The sequence below is a fragment of the Blastococcus goldschmidtiae genome (assembly GCF_031845325.1).
Taxonomy (GTDB): Bacteria; Actinomycetota; Actinomycetes; order Mycobacteriales; family Geodermatophilaceae; genus Blastococcus; species Blastococcus goldschmidtiae.
The window spans coordinates 105,229-128,908 of sequence record NZ_JAVREI010000005.1 but is presented as its reverse complement, the minus strand read 5'-3'; the positions used below and the strand labels follow the sequence as shown (position 1 = coordinate 128,908).

Here is a 23,680-nt window from a genome sequence, read left to right as displayed (position 1 = left end):
TCATTATGAGCACCTACAACCGAGAAGAACTCGACCCGCTCCAGTCGACAATCGCCGTACACGGGCAACGCCATGACGCCCGCCGAACCTGACGCCCGCTATTCCAGCCTTTGCCGTGCCGTTCTTTAACCTCCGCTCTGAACCGGCACGAATGCTACCGTTGGTAGACGTTCGGGCCCCGCTTCGCGGGGCCCGTTGCCGTTTCTAGGGGTGACCCGTTGGTCATTGTTGGGTGGCGTTAGGAATGCGCGGTGGAATGAAGGTGTACGCCGGGTCGGCAGCGGCTGCCCGGGCGTATCTGGAGGCCGACCGCGGCCGGGCCGACGACTACTACCTGACCGAGGGCACCGGCCTGGCCCGCCGCTTCGTGGCCCGCGACGGGCGGGTGGCCGAGCGGGCGCCGCTGGCGGGCGAGGGCTACGAGAGCTGGGTGGCCGGCCGCGACCCGGACATCGGTGCCCCGCGGGGGCGACTGCGGACCGACGAGCATGCGGTGCGCTTCGTCGAGGTGGTGGTCAACGGCCCGAAGTCCTGGTCGCTGGCCGCCGCGATGCACGACGACGTCGCGGACGCCTACGACGCCGCCCAGGACCGCGCCGCCGCCCAGATCATCGGCTGGCTCGCCGACCACGCGACCACCCGGGTCGGCCCGCGCGGCGGCCAGATGCAGGTGCCGGTGGAGATCCTGGAGGTGGTGACGGTGCGGCACTACACCTCCCGCGCCGGAGACCCGCACCGGCATCTGCACCTGCAGATCGGCGCCCGGGTGTTCGCCGCCGGACAATGGCGCGGGCTGCACACCGTCGGCGTCCGCGACTTCCTCGCCGCCATCAATGGAATCGGGCACGCCGCGGTCGCCTGCGATCCGCAGTTCCGGGCCGCACTCACCGCGCACGGCTACAGCCTGGATGCGACTGGAGAAATACTGGCGCTCGCCGAGTACGTCGGCCCGTTCAGCGCCCGGGCGGCGCAGATCGGGCGCAATCTCGATCGCTATGAACGCGACTGGACCGCCGCGCACCCCGGCGAATCTCCGGGGCCGGCGCTGCGGCTGGCCTGGGACGCCCGCGCCTGGGCCGACGGCCGCCCGGACAAGGTCACCCCGCGTTCGGGGGCCGACCTGACCGTGCAGTGGCGGGCCGAACTGGCCGCCCTCGGCTACTTCGCCCCCGACCGACCGGTCCAGCTGCGGCCCACCCCGATCGGCGTCCTGGACCGCGACCGCGCCGCCGACCAGATGCTCACCCGGCTGGCCGCCGGCCGCTCGGCCTGGAACGCCGCCGATCTGCGCGGCGAAGCCGAACGGTTGCTCGCCGGCTCAGGCGTCGTCACCGAGACCGCGGTCCGTACCGAGCTGGCCGAGGACCTCACCGCCCGCGCCCTGGCCCGCTGCCTTCCACTGTTGGACCGCGACGGGGTACCCGAGCACGTCCGGGCCTGGTCCTCCCCGGCGGTGCTCGAGGTGGAAGCCGACCTGCGCATCCGGTTCGCCGCCCGCGCCGGTCAGCCACGGGTAGGAGCACCGCGGCTGGCACCGCTGCTGGCCAGGGTTGTCCGGGGCCTGGACGCGGGCCAGACCGCGGCGGTCGCCGCGCTGGCCGGCGACCGGCGGTTGATGGTCGTGGAGGGCGCGGCCGGGACGGGCAAGACCACCACGCTGGCCGCTGCCCGTGACGTGCTCGAACGGCAGGGGCGGCGGCTGGTCGTAGTGACCCCGACGCTGAAGGCCGCCCAGGTCGCCCGCGCGGAGGTGGGAGCGACCACCGGATCGGCCGCGTCCCTCGTCTTCGCCCACGGCTGGCGCTGGAGCGAGCACGGCGAGTGGACCCGACTCGTCGTCGGCGAGGTCGACCCGGCCACCGGCCGCATCCACACCGGGCCGGCGGAGGGAACGCGGCTGCGGCCCGACGATCTGCTCATCGTCGACGAGGCCGGCATGGTCGACCAGGACACCGCCCGCGCTCTGCTCACCGTCGCCGACGAGGCCGGGGCGAGGCTGGCGCTGCTGGGGGACCGCCACCAGCTCGCCGCGGTCGGCCGCGGCGGTGTCCTGGACCTGGCCGCCGCTCAGGTCGACGCGACCGCCTGCCTGACCTTGGAGTCGGTGCACCGCTTCACCCGCAGCGACAGCACCGGCCACTCGGAGCCCGACGGTGAGTACGCCAAGCTGACGTTGGCGATGCGGCGGGGTGACACCCCGGGTGTGGTGTTCGACGCCCTCCTCGCCGGCGGCCGGATCCGCCTGCACCCCGACCACGCAGCGCTGCAGGACGCGCTGGCCGCGTCGGCCGCCCACAACCCCCGAGCCGCCGACGTCGCGGTGGTGGCGGACACCCGCGAGCAGGTCAACGAGCTCAACGCCGCCATCCGCAATCGGCTCGTCGCCGACGGCCGCGTCGACGACGTCCGGGTCGTGACCACGCGGGCGGGTCAGCGGATCAGCGCGGGAGACAGGATCGCCACGCGGCGCAACGACCGGGACCTGGAGGTGGCCAACCGGGACACCTGGACGGTCACCGCGGTGGGCCGACGCGGTGGGCTGCTGGTCACCGCCGGCACGGCCACCAGTGACGTCTCCCGGGCCGATGTCACCCCGGCCGGCGCACAGGTCCGGGTGCTGCCCGCCGACTACGTCACCGAGCACGTGGAACTGGCCTACGCCAGCACCGCGTACGGCGTGCAGGGTGACACCGTTGCCGCTGCGCACGTGGTGATCGGTCACCAGACCGGCGCCGCCTCGGCCTACGTCGGCATGACCCGCGGCCGGGTGTCCAACACGGCGCACCTCGTCGCGGCCGACATGGCCGAGGCCCGCGCGCAGTGGATCGCCGTCTTCGGCCGCGACCGGGCCGACCTCGGCCCCGGCCACGCGGCAGAGCTGGCCGCCCGAGAGGCCGACCGCGACCGCCAGGACCGGCCGCGCGATGGGACGGCAGCCGCTCCCCCGCGGCCGGTGGCACCGGTACCGAGCGTCCCCCGGCCCGAGGCGGAGCGGCGGGGACTATCCCTTCCCCGTAGAGGCGCCGCGCCGGGCATCGGCCGATGAGCAGGGCCGCCTCCACCGCCCGGCCGCGGGCCCGGACGCCAGCAACAGGAGGAGAACCGGAGGATTTCGGAAGCCATCGGTGGTCGGCTGTCACCAATCGCACCCGAATGGCGCCTTCTCCCGTGACGGAGCACCGCCCACCCGAGCCCACCGGAGCCAGCCATGCCCGAGGATTCCGCCCGCCGCGAACCGGAACTGCTCACCATCACCGAGGCCGCCGAGCTGCTCCGCGCGCCGGTGGCCACCCTCCGGTACTGGCGCCACCTGGGCACCGGCCCGCGCAGCTTCCGCCTCGGCCGCCGCGTCTTCTACCGCTCCGATGATCTGCACAGTTGGATTGACGCCCAGCGCCGGCAGGCCGGCATCGTCCGCCCTTGACCGGAGACATTGTGTCCGACAATACTAGCGGCTGGGAGATCCGGTTCACCCAGTCGGCGAGGAGGCACCGCATCGGCCGGGCCTCTGCCCGGCACGTGCTCGCAACGACCGACCCCACGCCCGTCACCACCAGCAGCGGCGCCGACGCCTGGCTCTACGTCGGACCCGATGAACGAGGGCGAGAGCTGGAGATCGTTGCGCTCGAGGTGGCCGACGCCGGGCAGCCGTATTTGCTTGTCATCCACGTCATGCCCACTCAGCTCCGAGGATGAGCCCCATGGCCGACCGCATCCCGCCCTCCGTCACTTCCACCACGCCCATCGGTCCCGACGTCGACCTCGACGCCGAGGACGTCCAGCTGGCCGACGGAAGCCGACTGACCGAGAACCGCGCAGCAGAGATCGTTGAGGAGGTCCGCCGTCGCGCCGGCCGACCGTCGCTGACCGGCGAGGCTGCCGCCTCACCCCGTATCACCTTTCGGATCGCTCCCAGCACCCGCGACCGGGCCGCCGAGATCGCTGCCCGTGAGGGCAAGACCGTCTCCCAGCTCGCGCGCGAGGCACTTGAGGAGCGGGTCGCGGCGGGAGGACGACGAGCATGAGAGCGAGGCGGTAGAGCGATGGCGTCGATTGCCAGACGGCCCGACGGCACGTACCGGCCGCGCTTCCGCGACGCGTCCGGCAAGGAGCACGCCCGGCACTTCAAGCGGAAGGTCGACGCCCAGAGGTGGCTCGACGAGATGACCGCCGCGATGGTCACCGGCCAGTACGTCGACCCCGCGGCCGGTCGGGTGACCTTCCGCGAGTACGCCGAACGTTGGCGCGCCACGCAGGTGCACCGGCCGACCACCGCAGCCCACGTCGAAACGATGCTGCGCCGCCACGTCTACCCCGGGCTCGGGGACAAGCGGCTCGGCTCGGTGCTGCCCAGCGACGTCCAGTCCCTCGTCAAGCAGCTGTCCCTGGACCTCGCACCAGCGACCGTGGGGGTGGTCCACCGGATCCTCGCGGGCATCTTCAAGGCAGCCGTCCGAGACCGCCGGATCGTCGCCTCGCCATGCGAGGGCACCAAGCTGCCGAAGGTGCACCGGCAACGCATCGAACCGATGACGCTGGAAGCGGTCGAGGCCCTGACCGAGGCGATGCCGGAGAGGTACCGGGCGTTGGTCACTCTCGCGGCGGGCACAGGGCTCCGGCAGGGCGAGATGCTCGGTCTGACCGTCGACCGCATCGACTTCCTCCGCCGGCAGCTCACCGTCGACCGACAGCTGATCACCATGCCGGACCGTGCGCCCTTTCTCGCGCCGCCCAAGACCCAGGCGTCTGTCCGGGTGGTCCCCCTCCCCCAAGTCGTCGTCGACGCCCTTGCGCTCCACCTCGGCACCTGGCCGGCCGACGAGTTCCTCTTCACCACCGAGCTCGGCGACCCGATCCGCCGCACGGCGTTCTCCGAGCGGATCTGGCGCCCGGCGCTGAAGCGGGCCGGCCTCAGCGGCGTCACCATGCACTCGCTACGGCACTTCTACGCCAGCCTGCTCATCCGGCACGGGGAGTCGGTGAAGACCGTCCAGGCCCGGCTCGGGCACGCCAGCGCCGCCGAGACGCTCGACACCTACAGCCATCTCTGGCCCGACTCTGACGACCGGACCCGCGAGGCGGTTGACGGCGCATTGGGATCGCTTAGAGCAGAACCGAGCGTCGCTCGTCACGCCACCAATCGACCTAGCGGGAGGTCAGCCGACGGTTGACCAGTTTGGGCCGGTGAAGGGCTGCCAGTCGGGGGACGCAACCCCCTCCAAACGCACGAGTAGCCGAAGCCGAGTGCCTACCTCACGAGGGTTCACCCGGACCACGGTGAGAGTTCCGTCCTGCACCTCGTGCACGTAGTCGAGAAGGGCGTCGGGCACCCACCCCAGTGGTCGATTGCCGTCTTCAGTCACGAGAAGTGCACGTGGGTTTACGGGGTTGGCGGGCTCGGGGGTAATTCGCAGCCTGTCACCCGGGCGCAGCGAATCGACTCGCTCAGTTGCCCCCAGGAGATGCCGGATGCCATGAACCAGAAAGACGCAGGAGGTTCGCCCGTTGCCGTCCACATGCGGCACTGGCGTCAGGAGGATGCCGTCACCCGCCCGCTGACCACCGGAGCGAGCGAGGACCTCCAGCGGCGTGGCCTCATCCTCGAGATCAAGCGCTGCGAGATACATCGGCCGGTCGGGCCGGCGAGGATCCATGATGCGCTCAGCGAACAACGGGAACAGCCCCGCGGACTCGTAGGGACGGGTCGCGTCACGAAATCCCAGGAGTGGGCGGAACGAGGGGCGGCGAGTAGCAGCCTCCAGATACGCAAATCGGTACGCAACTTCTTCGCCACAATCGACGGCGTCCAAGAAACCGACAGGTCGATAAAGACCCAACTCATCTTTCTCCGTCACCAACAGCCTGGTGACCTGGCCATCCCACTGCGGAAGAGGACCGACGTGCGCCTCACCGACAGACATCGAGCAGCCTCCTCCGGTTGATGTCAAGCAGCTGTAGACAGAAGTTACGAGAACCCTCCGACAGTCTTGGGACCGAGGCGAGGACTGTGGCACAGGTCTCGGTGTCGACGCGCTCCAGCTGGCCGTACCAGTAGCTCTGAGCCTCGGGACCAGCTTGCCTCAGAGCATCGGCGGCCACCTCTACGAGCTCAAGGCGACGTCCTTCAAACTTGGTTGCCTTCCCACCTTGAGCGAAGGTGCGCATCGCATCTCCGTCAGATGTCTTCAGGGCTCTCTGCTCCTCCGACAGGAGGAAGCCCAAGCTGGCTCCATGGTCGAACGACGGGGCAAGGCTCAGCTCCGCGTCGGGCGAGCGGAGAACTGCCCAGTTCTCCTCGTGGCGGTCCTGGTTCCCCACCCAGGCGTCTAGCAAGAGGAAGCCTGCGAAGACGTCGAACGCCGTGAAGGAGCCCGGCGCGAAGCCGACCGGCGGTCGCACGCGTTGCTCCTGGAGTGCGCGGCGAACGTTGGCCACAGTGTGACCGACGTGGTCCCTGGGCGGCCGGCCCCGCTCGTCTCGGAATCGGTAGCCAGGGACATCGGCGAGCAGCATGAACCCGCCTTGAAGATCCATGTCCACAGCGAGGTCACGGGAGATAACGCCCAGCTCAACGCCATCGCTCCGGACCACGTGAGCTACCTCGACATGCGCCGTCGGCACGCCAATCAGTGAAGCCAGCCCCTCGACTGCCTTCTCAGCCCAGTCCTCCCCCTGAGGCTGCCCGTTGTGACGGTTGATCCGTGTCGCCTTATACAGCCAGCGTCGATCCTCAGGGTCACGCAACCATCTGTTCTGGCCTCCACCGCCAGCCTCCGGTTGCTCGACAGTCCAGGCGGTGACATCAAGGCTCTCCCCCGCGGACACCCCCGCACCGTAGCGACCAGTGATGACGCTTCCGCTCAGGCGGCGACCCAAGGTCACGTGCGGGGGAAAGCGCGGCCAGCGAGACCCCTGCGCGCGACAGTCCTCCGACGAGTTGCGGACTCTGTGCGGACTGACGCCAGCCTCTGACGGCATAAGCGCTGCTCAGAGGCGGGCGACGGACGAGTCGGCCTGTACGCCGGGTTCTGTCCACGGGCGCCTCACGGCCTCCCGATGGGCGGTCATCCATCTAGGCCTGCCGTTGCCGGCAGGCTCCAGCGGTCTACCCGCAGGCATCGGGCGGGCCGCCCTCGAACGCCTGCGCAGGACGATGGCGAACCGACGTCCCTTCTTGACCTTGCTCCGGGTGGGGTTTACCGAGCCACACCGGTCACCCGGTGTGCGGTGGTCTCTTACACCGCCGTTTCACCCTTACCAGCGGCGAACCGCTGGCGGTCTGTTCTCTGTGGCACTGTCCCGCGGGTCACCCCGGGTCGCTGTTAACGACCACCCTGCCCTGTGGAGCCCGGACGTTCCTCGGCGACGGGGTCTCCCCCGCCGACGCGACCGCCCAGCCGACTCGTCCGTCGTGCCGGCCAGTCTAGGACGGGAAGGCGCGGCGCCGCGGATCCGACCTGCCCGTCCGGCCCGGCGGGCACCCGCCGTCGACCGGACGGTGCCGGAAACCGCACATGATCACGGGCCGGACGGGGTAGGAGCCGACGGCATCTGCCGCCGAGAGATCGAGGAGATCAGTCATGGGACTCCTGTCCGGACTTGTCAAGGCCAACCTGCTCAAGCGGCTGTTCAACCGCTTCAGCCGCCGCCGCTGATCCAGCAAGGCACCGCGCGCGAAACGGGTGGCAGACCGCATGGTCTGCCACCCGCTTCGCGTGCACGGGGAGCCGCGGCCCGGGTCGCCGGTCAGGCCGGGCGGGTGGCCACGAGGGTCGCGTAGGCGGGGACGTCGTCCGCGTAGCTGCGGGCTGCCGGATCGAACTCGCCGCCACAGGTGCGGGTCCGGGGTGTTGCCGTAGACCGTCAGGGTCAGGGCGCCGAGCTCGAAGAAGACGCCGGGGCCGTGCTCGGCGGAGTCGACGTGACCCAGCACGACCGCCGGGCCGATCGCCCCGGGCGCCGGTGACCGGCGGTACCAGCCGGCCCGGTCGACGGCGGCCGGCGGCGGGACCTCCACGGTCCCGCCGGGCTGGAGGCCGAGCCCCATGCACCGGGGCCGTGGCTCGATCGCTCGGTCACGGGGTTCCTGCTGCGTCCGCGGCGGCCGGGGTCACGGGCCGGGCCGGGCAGAGCAGTGCCGCGCCGGGCAGACGGATGCCTGCCCGGCGCGGCGTGTCCTGCTGGGATCAGGCCTGGTCGGCGACCTGACGACGGCGGTACGCGACGGCACCGGCCGTGGCCGCACCGACGGCGGCGAGAGCGCCGACACCGATCGCGGCCTGGTTCTCGATGCCGCTGGTCGCGCCGGCACCGGTCTCGGCACCGCCCATGGGCATCTGGCCCATCTGCGAGGCGTTCAGCACGCCACAGGCGGCGGGCGCGGTGGCCTCCAGCGGCAGCGACGGGTCGAGCGAGCTCTGACCCGCCTCGGCGTCATACTCACCGTTGTTGTTCACGTCGATGCCGTGGACGACGAGCACCGCGTTACCCGCGGCGAAGGCCTTCTGCGTGGCCTCGTCGATCGTGAAGGTGCGCTCGTAGGTGTAGCTGTTCCCGTCGGGGGTCGGGAAGCGGTCGACGGCCAGGCCGCTGTCCGCGCCGGTGTCGCCCTCGGTGGTCAACGAGGCGCCGATCATCCCGTAGAAGGGGATGCCGTCGGCCGTGGTGATGATTCCGTCACCGTTGCTGTCCGCGCTCGGGGGCGGGCAGACGCCCTGGGCGCCGATGTGGAAGTGCTGGGCGTGCGGGGCACCGGCGACGACGCCGTTCGCCTTGACGGTGACGGTCGCCTGGTCGCCGTTGAGCGTCACCATGCCGCTACCGGAGACACCGGAGTCATTGAGCGCGCCGAGGGACGTCTGGTAGCTCCCGTCGTGGTCTGCGAGGGCAGTGCCCATCGTGAGCAGGGGGAACGCCGCGGCGGCGAGGGTGACGGCCGGGACTGCGAATGCCTTGCGCATGAAGACTCCTTAGGTCTGAGGGCGCGCCTCCGGTGGTTCCAGAAGGCGCACGGGGCGGTTCGAAACCTGCTCCCGGTCGAACGGACGACGCGTCGGTGCGCCGTCATTGGGCCTGGAACGGGGAAGAATCCGGAGGAACCGCGACACGGCCTGGCTGGCCGCGCGCCCTGCTGGTGGCAGGCCCTCCCGGAAGGCCTGCGCTTCTCATGCCCGCAGTGATCCAGAATGAACGTGCACAACCCGATCAGGTACATGACGTTTCCGTGACGCAACCCTCCGTACCGGGAGGTTCGCGGCACGGGGCCAGCCCTCGAACAGACGGCGCTCAGCCCCAGAAGAGCCGGAATCCGACCCGGCGCCCGCCGTCCTCCCGGAGCGTCGACATGTCGACGACCTGCCGCGCCTGCTGCTCCACGGGCTCGTCGGAGAGCAGTTCCAGGTAGCGCCGGTGCTCGGTGAGCGACGCGACCGCCAGCTCCACCGTCCCGCTGACGTCCACCTCGTGCGGTGGGTCGGTCAGCTCACCGACCGCGATGTACTGCACGCCGCTCCAGCGCTCCTCCGGCAGGTCCGGGAAGATCCACTCGTTCGCGGCGTCGGCGACCGCGTCGATCACCGACTGGCCCAGCGCCCGGTGGTCGGCGGAGTTGACGTACGCCGGCGAGACACCCGGCGGGGTCCACGTCGGCCCGAAGTAGCCGGTGAGGACGAGCTCCGGGCGGTGCCGCCGGATCGCGGCGGCGAGATCCCGGCGCAGTTCGGGGCCGGCCACGAGGGTCCCGTCCCGGTGGTCGAGGAACTCCACCTCGCCGACCCCCACGACCGCCGCCGAGCGACGCTCCTCCTCCTCGCGCAGCGGTCCCGCCTCTGCGGGCTGCACCCCCTCCATCCCAGCCTCGCCCCGGGTCGCCAGCAGGTAGTGCACCTCCTTGCCGGCCGCCGTCCACACCGCCACGGCCGCGGCCAGGCCGTACTCGATGTCGTCGGGGTGGGCGGCGACCACCAGCGCGCGCTGCCAGTCGTCGGGCATCGGGGTCGGCATGCAGGCAGTGTGGCCCGCACTGGTGCGAACGGCCAGGTGCGCGACCGGGTGCGCCGTCGGCGGCGCGGACTACTGCCGCGAGTGCGGATACCTCTCGCTTCAGCGCGCCGTCCAGCCGCCGTCCAGGACGAACGACGACCCGTTGGCGAAGGACCCGGCGGGCGAGCACAGGTAAGCGGCGAGTTCGGCGACCTCGGCCGGCTCGATGAGCCGCTTGATGGCTGACTGCCTCAGCAGCACCGTGCTCACCACCTCGTCCTCGCCGATCCCGTGCATCCGCGCCTGCGCGGCGATCTGCCCCTCGACGAGCGGGGTGTGCACGTATCCCGGACAGATGGTGTTCGACGTCACCCCACGGGCTCCGCCCTCCAGCGCGATGACCTTGGACAGGCCCTCGAGTCCGTGCTTGGCCGCGACGTACGCAGACTTGTGCGGGGATGCGCGCAGACCATGCACCGAGGAGATGTTCACGATCCGCCCCCATCCCTGCGCATACATGTGCGGCAGCGACGCCCGCACCAGCCGGAACGGCGTCTCCACCATGAGCCGCAGGATGAGCGCGAAGCGGTCCGGCGGGAACGTCTCGAGCGGCGCGACATGCTGCAGACCGGCGTTGTTCACCACCACGTCCGCCTGCGCCACGGCGCCGTCCGGGGCGCACAGCCCTTCGACCGCGTCGTGGTCGGTCAGGTCGGCCACCAGCGGGGCGCCGCCGATTTCCGCCGCCACTCGTTCGGCGGCGTCCGCCGACACATCGAGCACGACGACCTTGGCGCCGGCGGAGGACAGCCGGGTGGCGCACGCGGCGCCGATCCCGCTGCCCCCACCGGTGACGACGACCCGCCGTCCGGAGAGATCCAGCGGTGTCGTCGCCGGGCCCGGCAGCAGCGAGGTCACTGACTCTCCCCGGCGGCGGTCGTCGGCGTCGTCACCGACGATGCTGTGCTCCTGGGCGACCTCGCCGGCTGAGTCATGGGGACGACCGCCGAACGAGCGCGGCACGCACCCGCTCGACGGATCCGGCGATGCCCTGAGGGACGAAGAGCACGAGCAGCACGAACAGCGTGCCGAGGACGAACAGCGGTTCGGCGACCACGTTCTCCAGCCACTCGGGCAGCCCGTCGAGCACTCCCGACGTGGACAGCGCAGGTAGCCGCAGGGTGAGCAGGCCGTAGATTAGGCCACCGAGCGCGGCGCCCCACAGCCGTCCGGACCCGCCGAGCACGACCATGATGAGCAGTGCCAGAGCGAAGTCCGCACCGGCGACGTCGGGGTTCGCGCCACGCACCACGAGCAGGTACACGCAGCCCCCCACTCCGGCGAGCGTGCCGCCGACGACGAAGGCGAGCAGCTTGACCGGGTAGGGCCGGATGCCGAGCAGTTCCACGCGGTCCTCGTTCTCGCGGACCGCCTGCCACACCCGCCCGCCGGAGGAGGCCGTGCACTGACGCACGACGAGGTAGGTCACCACGGCGAAGGCGAGGGCGAGCCAGTACAGGTTCCGGGTGTTGAGCACGCCCCGGAACAGATCAGGCACACCGTCGCGGGCCAGCGCCAGCCCGTCCTCTCCACCGGTGATGCCGAGCGGGTCGGTGATCAGGAAGATCGCGAAGGCCTCGACGAAGGCGAGGGTGACCATGGCGAACGCGATGCCGCGGGCGCGCAGCGCCACTGCGCCGACGAGGGCGGCCGTGGTCGCGCTGAGCAGCACCGCTGCCAGCGCCGAGACGCCGAAGCCCCATCCGGCGTGCACCATCAGCAGGTTGGTGCCATAGACCGCGACGCCGAAGAACAGCGCGTGTCCGAACGACAGCAGACCGGTGTAGCCGAAGACGACGTCGTAGGACATCGCAACCCCGGCGAAGACCAGTCCGATGGCGAGGACCTGCAACGCTCCGGGGCTGGACAGCAGCCCCGGCAGGATGACCGGGACGTCGACATCAACGAACGGCAGCAGGGCGAATATCACGGCCACCGCGATCCCGAGCACCGTGCCGAGACCGCGGGCACGGTGCTCGGGCGAGGGCAGCGGGATGTCGCGGCCGGCGTGCTGCGGCTCGGTGGGGACCGTGCCGTGCCCGGACGGGGTGGCCGGAGCCGAGGTGCCCGATCCGGTTCCGGGCCCGGCCGTCATCGGGCCACCGCCCCGAGCAGTCCCTGCGGTCGGAGCAGCAGGACCGCGGCGAGCAGTCCCACGACGGCGATGTCGCCGAGGCCCGGTGCGCCGTAGAAGTTGATCAATTGCTGGGTGAGCGCGACCACGACGGCCGACAACGCGGTCCCGGTCACCGATCCCAGTCCCCCGATCACGACGACGATGAAGGCGAAGATCAGCTGAGTGGTGCCCAGCGCGGGGCTGATGCCGTTGAAGTAGACGGCTCCCAACGCCCCGCCGACCGCGGCCAGCAGACCACCGAGGGCGAACACGAGGGTGAAGCTGCGGCTCACGTCGATCCCCAGCGCCTCGACCATGCTCCGGTTCTCCACACCGGCGCGAATCACCAGGCCGTGGCGAGTCTTGGCTAGGAAGAGCAGCAGGGCGGCGAGCAGGACCACCGCGACGGCCAGGATGAGCAACCGGCTGTTGGGGATGCGCGCCCCCAGGAGCTCGGTGGTCTGCCCGAACCACGCCGGCTGGACCAGCGGCTGGGCGTCGTAGCTGAACACCCCGCCCAGCAGCGCGACGAGGGCGAAGCCCAGCCCGATCGTCAGCAGGATCTGTCCCAGGTGGTTGTCGTAGGAGCGGGCGATCAGCAGCCGCTCCACCAACGCCCCGACGACCAGCCCGACCACGGCGGCCACGAGCACGGCCACGAGGAATCGCAGGCCGAGGCTGGACACCACCTCGAGCCTGTCCATCGTCAGCCACGCGGCGTAACCGCCGATGCCGAAGAAGGCGCCGTGCGCGAGATTGAGGACGTTCATCAGTCCGAAGATGAGCGACAGGCCGGCAGCGAGCAGGAAGTAGAGCCCGGCCAGCCCGAGCGAGGTCACCACGATGAGGACGAAGGTGCTCACGACCGGCCACCCGCCGATGGGCCCCGGGCCGGTCCCGTCGCGGCGGACACGCCCAGCAGCGCCGAGGCGCGGTCGGTATCGGCGAACAGCTCGGCCATGTCGCCGCGGTGGACGACGGTCCCGTGGTCCAGGACGACGACGTCGGTCGCCAGCCGCTCGGCGACCCGCAGGTTCTGCTCGACGAGCAGCACGGTCGTCTGCTCGGCCACCTTCTCCAGCGCTGCCACGACGTCGCGGACGACGACCGGGGCGAGGCCCTTGGTCGGCTCGTCGACCAGCAGGAGCCGGTTGGGGTTGAGCAGCGCGCGTGCGATGGCCACCATCTGCTGCTGGCCGCCGGACAGACTGCCGGCGCGCTGCTTGCGGCGAGCCGCGAGGTCGGGGAACAGCTCGTGCACCATGTCCAGCCGGTCGGCCGCCTCGGGGGTTCGGGCGGCCAGGCGCAGGTTCTCCTCCACCGTGAGCGCGGTGAACACCTCACGGTCCTCCGGGACGTAGCCGATGCCGCGGCGCACCCGCGCCGGAGTCCGCTCGGCCAGCAGATCCTCGCCGTCGAACCGCACCGTGCCGCGTCCGGGCAGCAACCCGAGCACGGCCAGCAGGGTGGTGGTCTTGCCGGCGCCGTTGCGGCCGAGCAGCGCGGTGACGCGGTTCGGTCGCACGGCCAGGTCGACCCCCTGCAGCACGTGCGCCTCGCCGCGGTACACGTGCAGGTCCTTGACCTCGAGCAGTGGTGCGCTCATTCGAACCCTCCTCCCAGGTAGGCCTCGCCCACGGTCGCGTCGGCCATGACCACGCTCGGGACGTCGACCATCAGCAGCCGCCCCTGGTGCATCACGGCGATGCGGTCGGACACGCCGGTGACCAGTTCCATGTGGTGCTCGACCATGACCACCGTCCGCCCGCGGGCGTGGACGGCGCGAACGACGTCGACCAGGGGCTCGACTTCCTCCGCGCTGACGCCGGCGGTCGGTTCGTCGAGCAGCAGGACACGCGGATCCCCGCACAGGACGACGCCGATCTCGAGCTTGCGTTTGTCGCCGTGCCCGAGGTCGGCCGCCCGATCGTGCGCCCGGTGCCCGAGGCCGACCTCTTCGAGGATGTTTCGGGCCTTGCGGGTGGCGGCGTCCGTGGGCGAGGGGCGGCGCCACAGCGCCAGGCTCCCGCGCGCACCCGCCGCCGCGAGCCTCGCGTTCTCCAGCACCGTAAGTCCCGGGAACAGGCTGGAGGTCTGGAAGGTGCGGCCCAGCCCCCGGCGTACCCGGGTCGACGGCGCGGCGCGGGTCACGTCCTTCCCCAGCAGCTCGATACGTCCAGCGACCGGCACCGCGACCCCGCTGAGCAGATTGATCAGGGTGCTCTTGCCGGCACCGTTGGGGCCGATGACGGACAGGAACTCGCCCTCCCGGACCTCGAGGTCGATGTCCTCGACGATCGTGAAGCCGCCCACCCGCCAGGTCAGGCCGGTGGTGCGCAGGACGACGTCCCGCGCACCACCGGTCGGTGCCCGATCGGGCGCCCCTGGGGTCACGACCCCTCCGGCGGGGCCACCTCGTCGGCCGGCACGGTGCTCAGGACCTCGCCCACGCGCTCGCCGACCGGACCGGTCAGCTGGGCGGTGAACATCGGCTGGATCATCGCGTGGTCACTGGCCCGGATGGTCTGCATGCCCTTGGGCGCCTGGAATTCCCAGCCCTCCAGCGCCTCGATCATCGAGGCGGTGTCGGCGGGATCACCCTCGCAGACGGCACGCACGACCATCTGTGCGGTCACGAAACCGTCCGGTGTGAACAGGTCGGGCTCGGCGATCGCCTCCTCCATGGCGTCGGCTGCCTCGTTGTCGGTGGTGCCGGACACGTAGTGCGCCAGGAAGTTGATGTCCTGGGGCTCCTCGCCGTAGGCCGGCCACGAGGCGAGGTCGCCGAGGCCGGTCGTCACCGTCGTCCGGTCGAACACGCCCTGCTGCTGCAGGGCCTGCCACATCGCCGAGGTCGTGTCGCCGGCCCAGGCCACGAACAGCAGATCGGGTGCGGCGTCGTTGATCTGCTGCGCGAAGGGGGTGAATTCGTTGGCCGACGCCGGGACGAGCAGTGAGTCGACGGTCGCGCCCTCGTCACCCAGCACCGCCTCGACGGCCGCGACGTTGCCCTGACCGAACTCCGTGTCCTGGGCGAACACCAGCACGTCGCCGGAGGCGTTCTCGAGCAATGTCGCGGCGGTGGCGACGTCCTGATAGGTCTGCCGGCCGGCCCGGAAGGTGTTGTCGTTGATACCGGTGATGGCGTCCGAGGCAGCTGCCCCGGAGAGGTAGAGGATGTCGTTCTCCTCGGCGAAGGGCGCCAACTGCACCGCGACGCCGGAGGACGCCGTTCCGCCGAGAACCGTCACGCCGCGGCCGACGAGATCGGTGGCCGCGGACACGGCCTGCTCCGGATCGCCGCCGTCGTCGATCGTCTCGATCTCGATGGGGCGTCCGTCCGGGCACGCACCGGTGCCGTCCGTGGCGTAGTCGAGACCGGCGTCCAGGCCCTCGACGTAGGCCTCGCCGTAGGAGGACAGCGGTCCGCTCAGGCTGGTGACGATTCCGACCGGGATCGGCTCGCCGTCGGCCTGGCCGCCCGATCCTCCGGTGTCGGTGTCGTCTCCGCCACCGCAGGCCGTCGCGAGCAGGACGGGCGCGAGGAGCGCTGGGAGCAGTCGGGAGGCGGTGCGGCGGCGCATGCTTCTCCTGTCCCCGCGCTCCCTCGTCGGGTGGCGCGGACTGTGAGGCCGGTCACGAACGAACACGCCAAATATGGCCGCCCGGACAGGAGTGCCCAAGGTTGAGATCCTCCAGCGAGCGGGCAGGCTGGGTGGATATTTTCGCCACACCTGGGCAGTCTCACCGTCGGCGTCGGCATCCACGTCGGCGAAGAGCTCCAGGATTGCCCGGGTCGTCTCGGCCGGCTGGTCGGTCCTGAACACGTGGGCGGCACCGTCCAGCGGTCATAGCCGCGCATCCGGCAGCGCCCGATGGAACAGATGGGCGTTCGCCTGCGGGACCAGGCGGTCCGCCGTCCCGTGCAGGACCACGACCGGCCCGTGCAAAGCCGGGCAGCCACGAGAGGGTGCCCCGTGCCTCAGTGCGCCCTGCATCTGTGCGCTGTCGCCCTCGACCGAGGTCGGGCGTGCACTACGCACGGCGAAGTCCTCCTCGATGAGCGCGCGCGGCGTGTCGACCGCGTACACGTAGGGCATCGAGCGCGCAGGACATGCGCCTGATCGGCCCCTGCCTCGTCCAGCACGGCGAGCGCGTCGGCCGCCATCGCCTCCACCGTCACGGGCGGGACGACGGACCGGCCGACCCCCCGGTTGTCCAGCCACAGCACGCGATACCGCGCCTCGAGCGTCGGCCGGAGCCGGTACCACATGCCGAAGGGGTAGCCGAGGCCCTGGACGAGCAGGAGGGACAGGCCCTGCCCGCCCTCGTCCCACCGCCGCTCGTCCCGTCACGCTCCAGCGACGGGATCGCCCTCTTTCCTCGTCCCCGGCCCACCGAGAGCCACATGCACCTTGAGCGCCACGTGGACCTGCAGCGCCCGGTCACCGGAGCGCCAGCTCTCGCCGAGCAGCGAGCTGACCCGGTCCAGTCGCTGGTACAGCGTGTTCACGTGCACGTAGAGCTCGGTGGCGGCGCGGGTCAGGTTGCTCCCGCAGCCGAAGTAGACGAGCAGCGTCCGGATGAGGTCGGTCCCGCGCAGCCGGTCGTAGTCGATGACCGGCCCGATACTGCTCCGTACGTACCGCTCGACCTCGGCGCGGCCGGCGCTGCTGAGCAGCAGGCCGTACACGCCCAGGTCGTCGGCCGTCGCGCTCTCGCCGGCGCGACCGAGCGCGACGAGCACATCGGCACAGCGGGTGGCGTCGCCGTACAACCCGGGGACGTGCTCGCCGCCGGCGCGCGGTCCCGCGGCGCCGACGGTGACCGGGCATCCGGCGGCGGCGGTGAGCGTCACCGAGAGCCGGCCGGCCACCACCGAGGCGTCGTCCCCCCGCACCAGGAGCACCAGGTCGGTGCCACACCAGCCGTAGACCTCGGGCCGGGGGGCCCCGGTGGCCAGGCCGGCCTGCAGCGCGGCACCGCACCGCTCGGGGTCGACCGGGCGCGCCACCACGACGACGCACGGTTGGGTCAGGTCCAGGCCGAGGTGGGCCGCCCGCCGGCGCAGGCCCTCGGGATCACGCTGCGGCGCCGCGACCAGGTCGTGGATGAGCTCGCCACGGACGCGCTGCTCCGCCTCGGCGATGGACCGTTCCTGCAGCAGCAACAGCGCCGAGACGACCGCAGCCCGCTCGAGCAGGCGCACCTCCGCGTCGTCGAGGACCCGGCCGCAGAAGAGCACCCGCCCGATGGCCTCGGTGCCGGCGAAGACGGGGGCGACAGCGAACTCCTCGCCGTCGGGGCTCGCATGCTGCACCGTCCGCACCGGGTGCTCGTCGTCCACCCCGGCGACCACAATGCGGGCCACCTCCTGCAACCGCCGCCCGTCGCCGGCCGTGACGCGGATCGAACCGCCGACGTCCAGGACTGCCAGTTCTCCACGCAGCACGTCGGCCGCGGTGTCGGCCACCTCCTGCAACCCTCCACCGGAGAGCATGACGCCGTACAGGCGCTCGTGCATCGCGGTGGCCCGCTCGACGAATTCGCTGTGCTGCTGGACCAGGCGGTTGGCCTCGCGCAGCTCCTCCAGGGCAGCGCGGGACTCCGCGAACAGCGAGGCGTTCTCGATGGCGACGGCTGCATGGTCGGCCAGCGAGCCGAGCAACGCCGTCTCCTCATGGCTGAAGGGCCGCTGACGGCGATTGGCGGCGAACAGGACCCCGATGACCTGTTCCCCGCGGCGCAGCGGAACGCCGAGGATGGCCACCAGCCCTTCCCCGCCGACGACGTCGTCGATTGGGTGCGTCAGCCTGGTGTCCGAGGCGTAGTCGGCCGTGGCGTACGGGGTGCAGGACTGCGCGACGAGGCCGCCGAGTCCTGCGCCCATCTCGAGCCGGGCCTGCTTGAACGCGTCGGTACGGATGCCGTCGGTGACGCGCATCCAGGTCAACCGGCGTGGTTCGTCGATGAGCATGAGGTAGGCCGCGTCGGTGTCGAGCAGCTGCCGGGCCCGCCGCACGATGGCCTGCAGCACCGCCTCCAGGTCGCGCAGCGACGACAGGTCCCCGGCGGTCTCGTAGAGGGCGGCGAGTTCCCGTTCGCGCCGGCGGCGGGTCGCCAACAGGGTGCGGACGGCGAGCGCGGCCCGCACCGCGTCGTGCAACTCGCGGGCCAGCGCCGGCACGGAGCCGTCGACGGCCGCCACGGCGGGTGCGGCGTCGGCCAGGACCGCGTGAAAGTCCTCGAGCGGCGCCTCCTCGGCGAGCAGGCCGAGCAGCCGGGCGAGCACGCTCTCGGCGGACGCCATTGCTCCCTCCGACGCCGTCGGGCCGCCGGCCGTCATCGGCTCGTCCCGTCCGGCACCACGACCTCCTTTATCCGGCCTGCTGCCGACGCGCCCGAGGCCACGGGCGTTCCGCGCCCGGAACACTAGGCATGTACGGGAGCTCCGTCCATAGAGGCATTCTCTGTGCCGACCGCCGTCCGAGGGGAGAAAGCCTCCATCCCAGGAGGTGCCCGGCGCCAGCGGCGTAGGCGGCGCCGCCGATGTCGACGGCTTCGGTGGACGGCCGCCGGCATGGCATCTGCCGCGTCAGCCGTAAGTTGACCGCCGTGTCCGCCGCCGACCTGCTGATCGCCGCAGCGGTCGCGCTGCTGGCCGGCGGGGTCAACTCCGTCGCCGGCGGCGGCTCGCTCCTCCTCTTCCCGACCCTGGTCGCACTGGGCCTGGGCACGGTGGAGGCCAACGTGACGAACTCGGTCGTCCAGTGGCCGGGCTACCTGGGTGGGATCGCGGGCTTCCGGCCCGAATACGCCGGCCAGGGCCCGCGGCTGCGGCGGCTGGGCGTCGTCGCCGTCCTCGGTGGCACGACCGGCAGCGTGCTGCTGCTCACCACGCCGTCGGAGGCCTTCGACGTCGTGGTCCCCGTGCTCGTACTGCTGGCCAGCACGCTGCTGGCTGTACAGCCGCTGGTGACCGCGCGGCTGCGCAGGGCCGAGGACGGCGGCGCCACCCGCGACCCCGCCTGGCTGTACGTCGCGCTCTTCCTGGCCACCGTCTACGGCGGCTACTTCGGCGGCGCGCTGGGCGTGATCCTCGTCGGCGTCCTCGGCCTGGCGTTGAACCGGCTGAAGCTGGCCAACGCGTTGAAATCGGCCCTGTCGGCGGTCACCGCCACCGTCACGGTTGTCGTCTTCGGGATCTTCGGCGACGTGCACTGGGAAGTGGTCGCGGTCGCGGCGCCGGCGGGTTTGGTGGGCGGGTTCGTCGGGGCACGGCTGGCCACCCGGATCCCGCCTGCGCCGCTGCGGGCGCTGATCGTCGTCTTCGGCGTCGTGGTGTCGGTCTACCTGTTCCTCCGAATCTGAACGCGCCCGGCCACGCCCCGCGCCGAGGCTGGTGGGCCCGCGGTCAGCGCAGGTGCGCGGTGTCGTTGACCAGCCGCACCGACGTCCGGCCGTCCGACGACCACGCGACGGTGCACAGCGACGCCGCCTGCAGGAACACCCGGTGGACGACGTCGTCCCCGGCCCCGAGCCCGGCCGCCAGCATCAGCTTGATCGGCGTCACGTGGCTGACCACCAGCACCGTCCTGCCGGCGCAGCCGTCGAGGATCCGTCGGCGGGCGCGGGCCACCCTGGTGCTGACGTCGGCGATCGACTCCCCGCCCGGCGCGGCCACGGTGAGGTCGGACATGAACCGGCGGACGGCGAGCGGATGCAACTCCTGCGCCTCGGCGCCGGTGAGCCCCTCGAGGTCGCCGAAGTCCAGCTCCACGAGGTCCTCGTCGAACTCGACCGGCAGCCCGAGCACGCCCGCGACGATCTCCGCGGTCTCCCGGGTGCGGCGCAACGGGGAGGCGAACACGACCTCGACGCCGAGCTCGGCCACGCGGTGCGCGGCCGCCTCGGTCTCGGCGCGGCCGGTCAGGGAGAGCGGCAGGTCGTTGCGGCCGCTGTAACGACGCTCGGGGGTGTGTTCGGTCTGCCCGTGCCGCAGCAGGTGGGTCACCGTCGTGACGACGGGCCGCGGCTCCTCCGGCTGGACGTCGGTCTCGGTCACCGACGGCTCGGCCGCGATGTCGCGGTGCACCGGCCTGCCGTCCATCGCGCTGTTGGCCAGCGCGTCCGCCGCGCCGTTCTGGGCCCGGGGTATCCACGTGTACCGGACGCCACCCAGCCGGCCGGCGAGGGCACGTGCCTCGAGCGCGAGCTTGCGCATGTCTGGGTGCTTGATCTGCCAGCGACCCGACATCTGCTCGACGACGAGCTTGGAGTCCATCCGGACCTCCACCTCGGCGGAGGCGTCCAGGTCCAGCGCCGCCTGCAGTCCGGCGACCAGGCCGCCGTACTCCGCGACGTTGTTGGTGGCCCGCCCCACGGAGGCGGCGCGCTCGGCGAGCACGCGGCCGGTCTCGGCGTCCCGCACCAGCGCCCCGTATCCCGCCGGGCCGGGGTTGCCGCGCGAGCCGCCGTCGGCCTCGACGATGAACCGGCTCGCGGTCACAGCCCGGACTCGGCGGTGCGCACCAGGATCCGGCCGCAGTTCTCGCAGCGGACGACCTCGTGCGGATCGGCGTTGCGGACGGCGGCCAGCTCGCGGCCGTTGAGCTCGATGCGGCAGCCCTGGCAGGCGCGCGCCCGGAGCATCGCCGCGCCCGTGCCGCCCGTCTGGGTGCGGATGCGGTCGTAGAGGGTCAGCAGCGGGGCGGAGATGCCGCCGGCAACCGCCGTGCGGGCCGACTCGTGGCGCTGCGTGCCGTCGGCGATGTCGGCCAGGGCGTCGTCGCGGAGCTGCGTGGCGCGCTCCCGCCCCTCGCGTGCCCCGACCAGGCCCTGCTGCGCCGTGGCCAGCGTGGACTCGGCCGCCTCCAGCCGCTCCATCAGCTCGAGCTGCTGGTCCTCCAGGTCGGCCTGGCGGCGGGCCAGCGACTCGAGCTCGTGCTGGAGCCCGGTGATCTCCTTGGGGGTGGCCGAACCGGAGTCCATCCGCTGCTGGTCGCGGGCGGCGCGCTGGCGGACGGTGTCGACGTCGGACTCCAGCCGCTTGACCTCGCGGGTCAGGTCGCGGACCTCGGTCTCGGCGCGGACGACGTCGGCGGAGAGGTCGCGCTCGGACTGCTCGGCCGTCTCCACCGCCGCGGCCTCCGGCAGCGTCCGCCTGCGGTGCGCCAGCTGGCTCAGCGCGACGTCCTCGGCCGCGAGATCCAGGAGCTTCTGCTGCTCGAAATGGTCGACCTTCACCCGCTCAACCTACCTGCGCTCCGACCCGGCCCTACGCCGGTGAGCCGGAGGCCGCACGGCTCACCGGAGCGCCAGCTCGGCCTCCACCGCCGCGACGGCCGCAGCGGGGCCGGGAAGCTCGCCGGAGGCGACGACCACCCCGTCCACGATGAGGGACTCGACGGCCAGTCCCGCCCGTACCGAGCGACGCAGCGCCGCGCCCCGCAGCCCACGCTGCCGGCCGGCGGACACCAGGGCCGGGACCAGCCACAGCCAGTTCGACGGCGACACCACCTCGATGACGACACCGGCCGGCAGCCGCGCACGCAGCGCCCGGTACACCGCCCCGACCGCGTCGTCCGGGGGCACGTGCCGGTGCGAACCCCCCTCGTCGAACGGCCGCACGTCCCCGCTGCAGCAACCGCCACCCCCGCCCGCGGACCGGGCGCCGCGGACGAGGATGACGCGTGAGGTCACCGGCGCGGGCTCCCGGCCGGGCCCTCGATGGGCCCGGCCGTCGACGTCCCGACCCCCGAGTTCGCCTGCGCGACGGCATCCGGCTCGCCGGTACCGGCCCCGTCCACCGGGACCGGCGGCCGCTCGCGGTAGGCGGCGCGCAGCGCGATCGCCGCCTCGACCATCAGCCACAGGGCGAGGACGAAGATGAGCGCGTCCAGCGGCGCCAGCACCCACTGCTCGTCCTCGACGAAGTTCCGCAGGTTGAGGATCAGCGCCCACGTCGTCATCGCCAGCAGGAAGACCAGCGGGACCAGGATGGCGACCGCGTTGCGGCCGCGCCGGGTCACCCACACCGCGATGACCGAGAGGGCCAGGCCCGCGGTGAGCTGGTTGGTGGTCCCGAACAGCTGCCACAGGACGCCGAACGTGTAGCCGGCCTCCCCATCCCCGGGGATCAGCGCCATGGCCAGCGGGATGACCACGGCCAGCGTGGTGGCGACGGTCAGGTTGCGGGCCAGGACGCGCACCTTGATCAGCTCGCCGATCTCCTGGATCACGTAGCGCTGCAGCCGGACGCCGGTGTCCATCGTCGTCGCCGCGAAGCTGATGACGACGACGGCGGCGAAGACGCCCGCCAGCTCCAGCGGGATGCCGATGTTGTTGGCGAACTCGGCGGTACCGGCCACGAAGTTGCCGACCGCGCCCCCCGACGCCGTGGCGAAGTCGGGGTAGAGCGCCTCCCACTCCGCCTGGGACGCCGCCACACCCGCCGTCGCGGCGAGCACCGCGCCGGTGGCCAGCGAGCCCTCCCCCACGGCGCCCATGTAGCCGACGTAACGGGCGTCGGTCTCCTTGTCGAGCTGCTTGGACGTCGTCCCCGACGAGACCAGCGAGTGGAACCCGGAGATCGCCCCGCAGGCGATGGTGATGAACAGGAACGGGAAGAAGCTCGGCGACCCCTCCGGCACGTCGTTGATCGCCGGCGCCTGGATCTGGTTCAGCCCGATGATCAGGCCCAGCCCGATCACGCCGAGGGCGATGAACAGCTGGTGGCTGTTGATGTAGTCGCGGGGCTGCAGCAGCACCCACACCGGGATCCGGGAGGCGACCCAGGTGTAGGCGAACAGCAGCACCACCCAGACGTTGCGGGTCTGCTCGACGCCGAGCGCGTCGGCCAGTCCGTCCAGGGTGATCGGGTACTCGTTGCCGACCAGGATCAACGCGTACAGCACGATCACGCCGACGATCGACGGGATGAGCGCCGAGGAGCGGGTCCGGTAGATGTAGACGCCGATCGCGATGGCCAGCGGGATCTCGGCGACGATCGGGATCACCGCGCCCGGCTGGGCGACGAACAGGTTGCCGATGACCACGGCGAAGACCGCGTTCACCAGGGTCAGCAGGAAGAAGATGATCGCCAGGAACAGCATCCGCGCCCGGCCGTTGATGACGTCGCCGGCGAGCGTGCCGATGCTCTTCGCCTTGTGCCGGACGGAGACCGCCAGTGCGCCGAAGTCGTGCACGCCGGCGGCGAAGATCGTGCCGAGCACGATCCAGGTCAGCGCCGGCCCCCAGCCCCAGAACACCGCGATCGCCGGACCGACGATGGGCGCCGCACCCGCCACCGAGGTGAAGTGGTGGCCGAACAGCACGTGCTTGTTGGTCGGCACGAAGTCGTTGCCGTCGTCGAACTCGTGCGCAGGGGTGACGAACGCCGGGTCGAGGGCGTAGACCTTCCTGGCCAGGTAGCTGGAGTAGTACCGGTAGCCGAGGAAGAACAGCACCCCGACGACCGCGGCTACGACGAACGCGGGCACGGCGGCTCCCAGGTCCGGGGCG

The 23,680-nt window shown here is 71.7% G+C and carries 22 protein-coding genes, 1 other RNA gene and 1 pseudogene; 6 read left to right on the top strand and 18 right to left on the bottom strand.

All coding sequences use genetic code 11. The features are described from left to right. Window positions 1-256: 256 nt before the first annotated feature. The 5 genes and pseudogenes from mobF to RM425_RS09900 form a co-directional block, all read left to right on the top strand. Window positions 257-2,938: pseudogene (gene mobF, locus RM425_RS09920) on the top strand (MobF family relaxase); the annotation flags it as partial. A 270-nt stretch (window positions 2,939-3,208) separates the two neighbouring features. After that, window positions 3,209-3,424 (top strand): helix-turn-helix transcriptional regulator, encoded by a 216-nt coding sequence (locus tag RM425_RS09915; RefSeq protein WP_311345027.1) that lies wholly within the window; start codon window positions 3,209-3,211, stop codon window positions 3,422-3,424. A gap of 11 nt (window positions 3,425-3,435) precedes the next feature. After that, window positions 3,436-3,696, top strand: a complete 261-nt coding sequence (locus RM425_RS09910; protein ID WP_311345026.1) for a hypothetical protein — start codon at window positions 3,436-3,438, stop codon at window positions 3,694-3,696. A gap of 5 nt (window positions 3,697-3,701) precedes the next feature. Then, window positions 3,702-4,025 (top strand): hypothetical protein, encoded by a 324-nt coding sequence (locus RM425_RS09905; protein WP_311345025.1) that lies wholly within the window; start codon window positions 3,702-3,704, stop codon window positions 4,023-4,025. Window positions 4,026-4,043: 18 nt separating this feature from the next. Then, window positions 4,044-5,171, top strand: a complete 1,128-nt coding sequence (locus RM425_RS09900; protein ID WP_311345024.1) for a tyrosine-type recombinase/integrase — start codon at window positions 4,044-4,046, stop codon at window positions 5,169-5,171. Here RM425_RS09900 and RM425_RS09895 read toward each other — a convergent pair. The 14 genes from RM425_RS09895 to RM425_RS09835 form a co-directional block, all read right to left on the bottom strand. Continuing rightward, the gene (locus RM425_RS09895; protein ID WP_311345023.1) at window positions 5,157-5,921 is read right to left on the bottom strand and encodes a hypothetical protein; all 765 of its coding nucleotides are present in this window, start codon (window positions 5,919-5,921) and stop codon (window positions 5,157-5,159) included. The genes RM425_RS09900 and RM425_RS09895 overlap by 15 nt on opposite strands. Then, window positions 5,908-6,825, bottom strand: a complete 918-nt coding sequence (locus tag RM425_RS09890; RefSeq protein ID WP_311345022.1) for a hypothetical protein — start codon at window positions 6,823-6,825, stop codon at window positions 5,908-5,910. Before RM425_RS09890 ends, RM425_RS09895 begins: the two co-directional genes overlap by 14 nt. A gap of 176 nt (window positions 6,826-7,001) precedes the next feature. Next, an RNA gene (gene rnpB / locus RM425_RS09885) (RNase P RNA component class A) lies at window positions 7,002-7,405 on the bottom strand. A gap of 781 nt (window positions 7,406-8,186) precedes the next feature. Beyond that, window positions 8,187-8,960, bottom strand: coding sequence for a hypothetical protein (locus RM425_RS09880; RefSeq protein WP_311345021.1), 774 nt, complete (start codon window positions 8,958-8,960; stop codon window positions 8,187-8,189). Window positions 8,961-9,285: 325 nt separating this feature from the next. Further along, window positions 9,286-10,002, bottom strand: a complete 717-nt coding sequence (locus RM425_RS09875; RefSeq protein WP_311345020.1) for a PIG-L deacetylase family protein — start codon at window positions 10,000-10,002, stop codon at window positions 9,286-9,288. Between the two features lie 99 nt (window positions 10,003-10,101). After that, the gene (locus RM425_RS09870; protein WP_311345019.1) at window positions 10,102-11,004 is read right to left on the bottom strand and encodes a 3-hydroxybutyrate dehydrogenase; all 903 of its coding nucleotides are present in this window, start codon (window positions 11,002-11,004) and stop codon (window positions 10,102-10,104) included. Further along, the gene (locus RM425_RS09865) at window positions 10,973-12,136 is read right to left on the bottom strand and encodes a branched-chain amino acid ABC transporter permease (protein ID WP_311345018.1); all 1,164 of its coding nucleotides are present in this window, start codon (window positions 12,134-12,136) and stop codon (window positions 10,973-10,975) included. Before RM425_RS09865 ends, RM425_RS09870 begins: the two co-directional genes overlap by 32 nt. Beyond that, entirely contained in the window at window positions 12,133-13,020 is an 888-nt protein-coding gene (locus RM425_RS09860) for a branched-chain amino acid ABC transporter permease (RefSeq protein WP_311345017.1), read from the bottom strand. Before RM425_RS09860 ends, RM425_RS09865 begins: the two co-directional genes overlap by 4 nt. Then, window positions 13,017-13,763 (bottom strand): ABC transporter ATP-binding protein, encoded by a 747-nt coding sequence (locus RM425_RS09855; RefSeq protein WP_311345016.1) that lies wholly within the window; start codon window positions 13,761-13,763, stop codon window positions 13,017-13,019. The genes RM425_RS09860 and RM425_RS09855 overlap by 4 nt, the downstream gene beginning before the upstream one ends. Then, the gene (locus RM425_RS09850) at window positions 13,760-14,551 is read right to left on the bottom strand and encodes an ABC transporter ATP-binding protein (protein WP_311345015.1); all 792 of its coding nucleotides are present in this window, start codon (window positions 14,549-14,551) and stop codon (window positions 13,760-13,762) included. The genes RM425_RS09855 and RM425_RS09850 overlap by 4 nt, the downstream gene beginning before the upstream one ends. Further along, a complete protein-coding gene (locus RM425_RS09845; protein WP_311345014.1) occupies window positions 14,548-15,741 on the bottom strand; it encodes a substrate-binding domain-containing protein in 1,194 nt (397 codons plus the stop codon). The genes RM425_RS09850 and RM425_RS09845 overlap by 4 nt, the downstream gene beginning before the upstream one ends. 264 nt (window positions 15,742-16,005) lie before the next feature. Further along, window positions 16,006-16,248, bottom strand: a complete 243-nt coding sequence (locus RM425_RS09840) for an alpha/beta fold hydrolase (RefSeq protein ID WP_311345013.1) — start codon at window positions 16,246-16,248, stop codon at window positions 16,006-16,008. Then, the gene (locus RM425_RS21660; RefSeq protein ID WP_396137040.1) at window positions 16,140-16,463 is read right to left on the bottom strand and encodes an alpha/beta fold hydrolase; all 324 of its coding nucleotides are present in this window, start codon (window positions 16,461-16,463) and stop codon (window positions 16,140-16,142) included. Before RM425_RS21660 ends, RM425_RS09840 begins: the two co-directional genes overlap by 109 nt. 45 nt (window positions 16,464-16,508) lie before the next feature. Next, on the bottom strand, window positions 16,509-18,467 hold the full coding sequence (locus tag RM425_RS09835) for a helix-turn-helix domain-containing protein (RefSeq protein ID WP_311345012.1): 1,959 nt from the start codon (window positions 18,465-18,467) through the stop codon (window positions 16,509-16,511). 305 nt (window positions 18,468-18,772) lie between these two features. On the opposite strand from RM425_RS09835, the gene RM425_RS09830 reads away from it, so the two are divergent. Next, the gene (locus RM425_RS09830) at window positions 18,773-19,528 is read left to right on the top strand and encodes a sulfite exporter TauE/SafE family protein (RefSeq protein WP_311345011.1); all 756 of its coding nucleotides are present in this window, start codon (window positions 18,773-18,775) and stop codon (window positions 19,526-19,528) included. A 43-nt stretch (window positions 19,529-19,571) separates the two neighbouring features. Here the strand turns inward: RM425_RS09830 and RM425_RS09825 are convergent, their stop codons facing one another. From RM425_RS09825 to RM425_RS09810, 4 genes are read right to left on the bottom strand one after another with little or no spacing between them, the layout of a single operon-like run. Continuing rightward, the gene (locus RM425_RS09825; protein WP_311345010.1) at window positions 19,572-20,666 is read right to left on the bottom strand and encodes a bifunctional RNase H/acid phosphatase; all 1,095 of its coding nucleotides are present in this window, start codon (window positions 20,664-20,666) and stop codon (window positions 19,572-19,574) included. Beyond that, window positions 20,663-21,403, bottom strand: coding sequence for a zinc ribbon domain-containing protein (locus tag RM425_RS09820; protein ID WP_311345009.1), 741 nt, complete (start codon window positions 21,401-21,403; stop codon window positions 20,663-20,665). The genes RM425_RS09825 and RM425_RS09820 overlap by 4 nt, the downstream gene beginning before the upstream one ends. 60 nt (window positions 21,404-21,463) lie before the next feature. After that, window positions 21,464-21,859 carry a hypothetical protein gene (locus RM425_RS09815; RefSeq protein WP_311345008.1) on the bottom strand — a complete coding sequence of 132 codons (396 nt, stop codon included), beginning with the start codon at window positions 21,857-21,859 and terminating at the stop codon, window positions 21,464-21,466. Next, window positions 21,856-23,658, bottom strand: coding sequence for a carbon starvation CstA family protein (locus RM425_RS09810; protein ID WP_311345007.1), 1,803 nt, complete (start codon window positions 23,656-23,658; stop codon window positions 21,856-21,858). Before RM425_RS09810 ends, RM425_RS09815 begins: the two co-directional genes overlap by 4 nt. Between the last annotated feature and the right edge of the window lie 22 nt (window positions 23,659-23,680).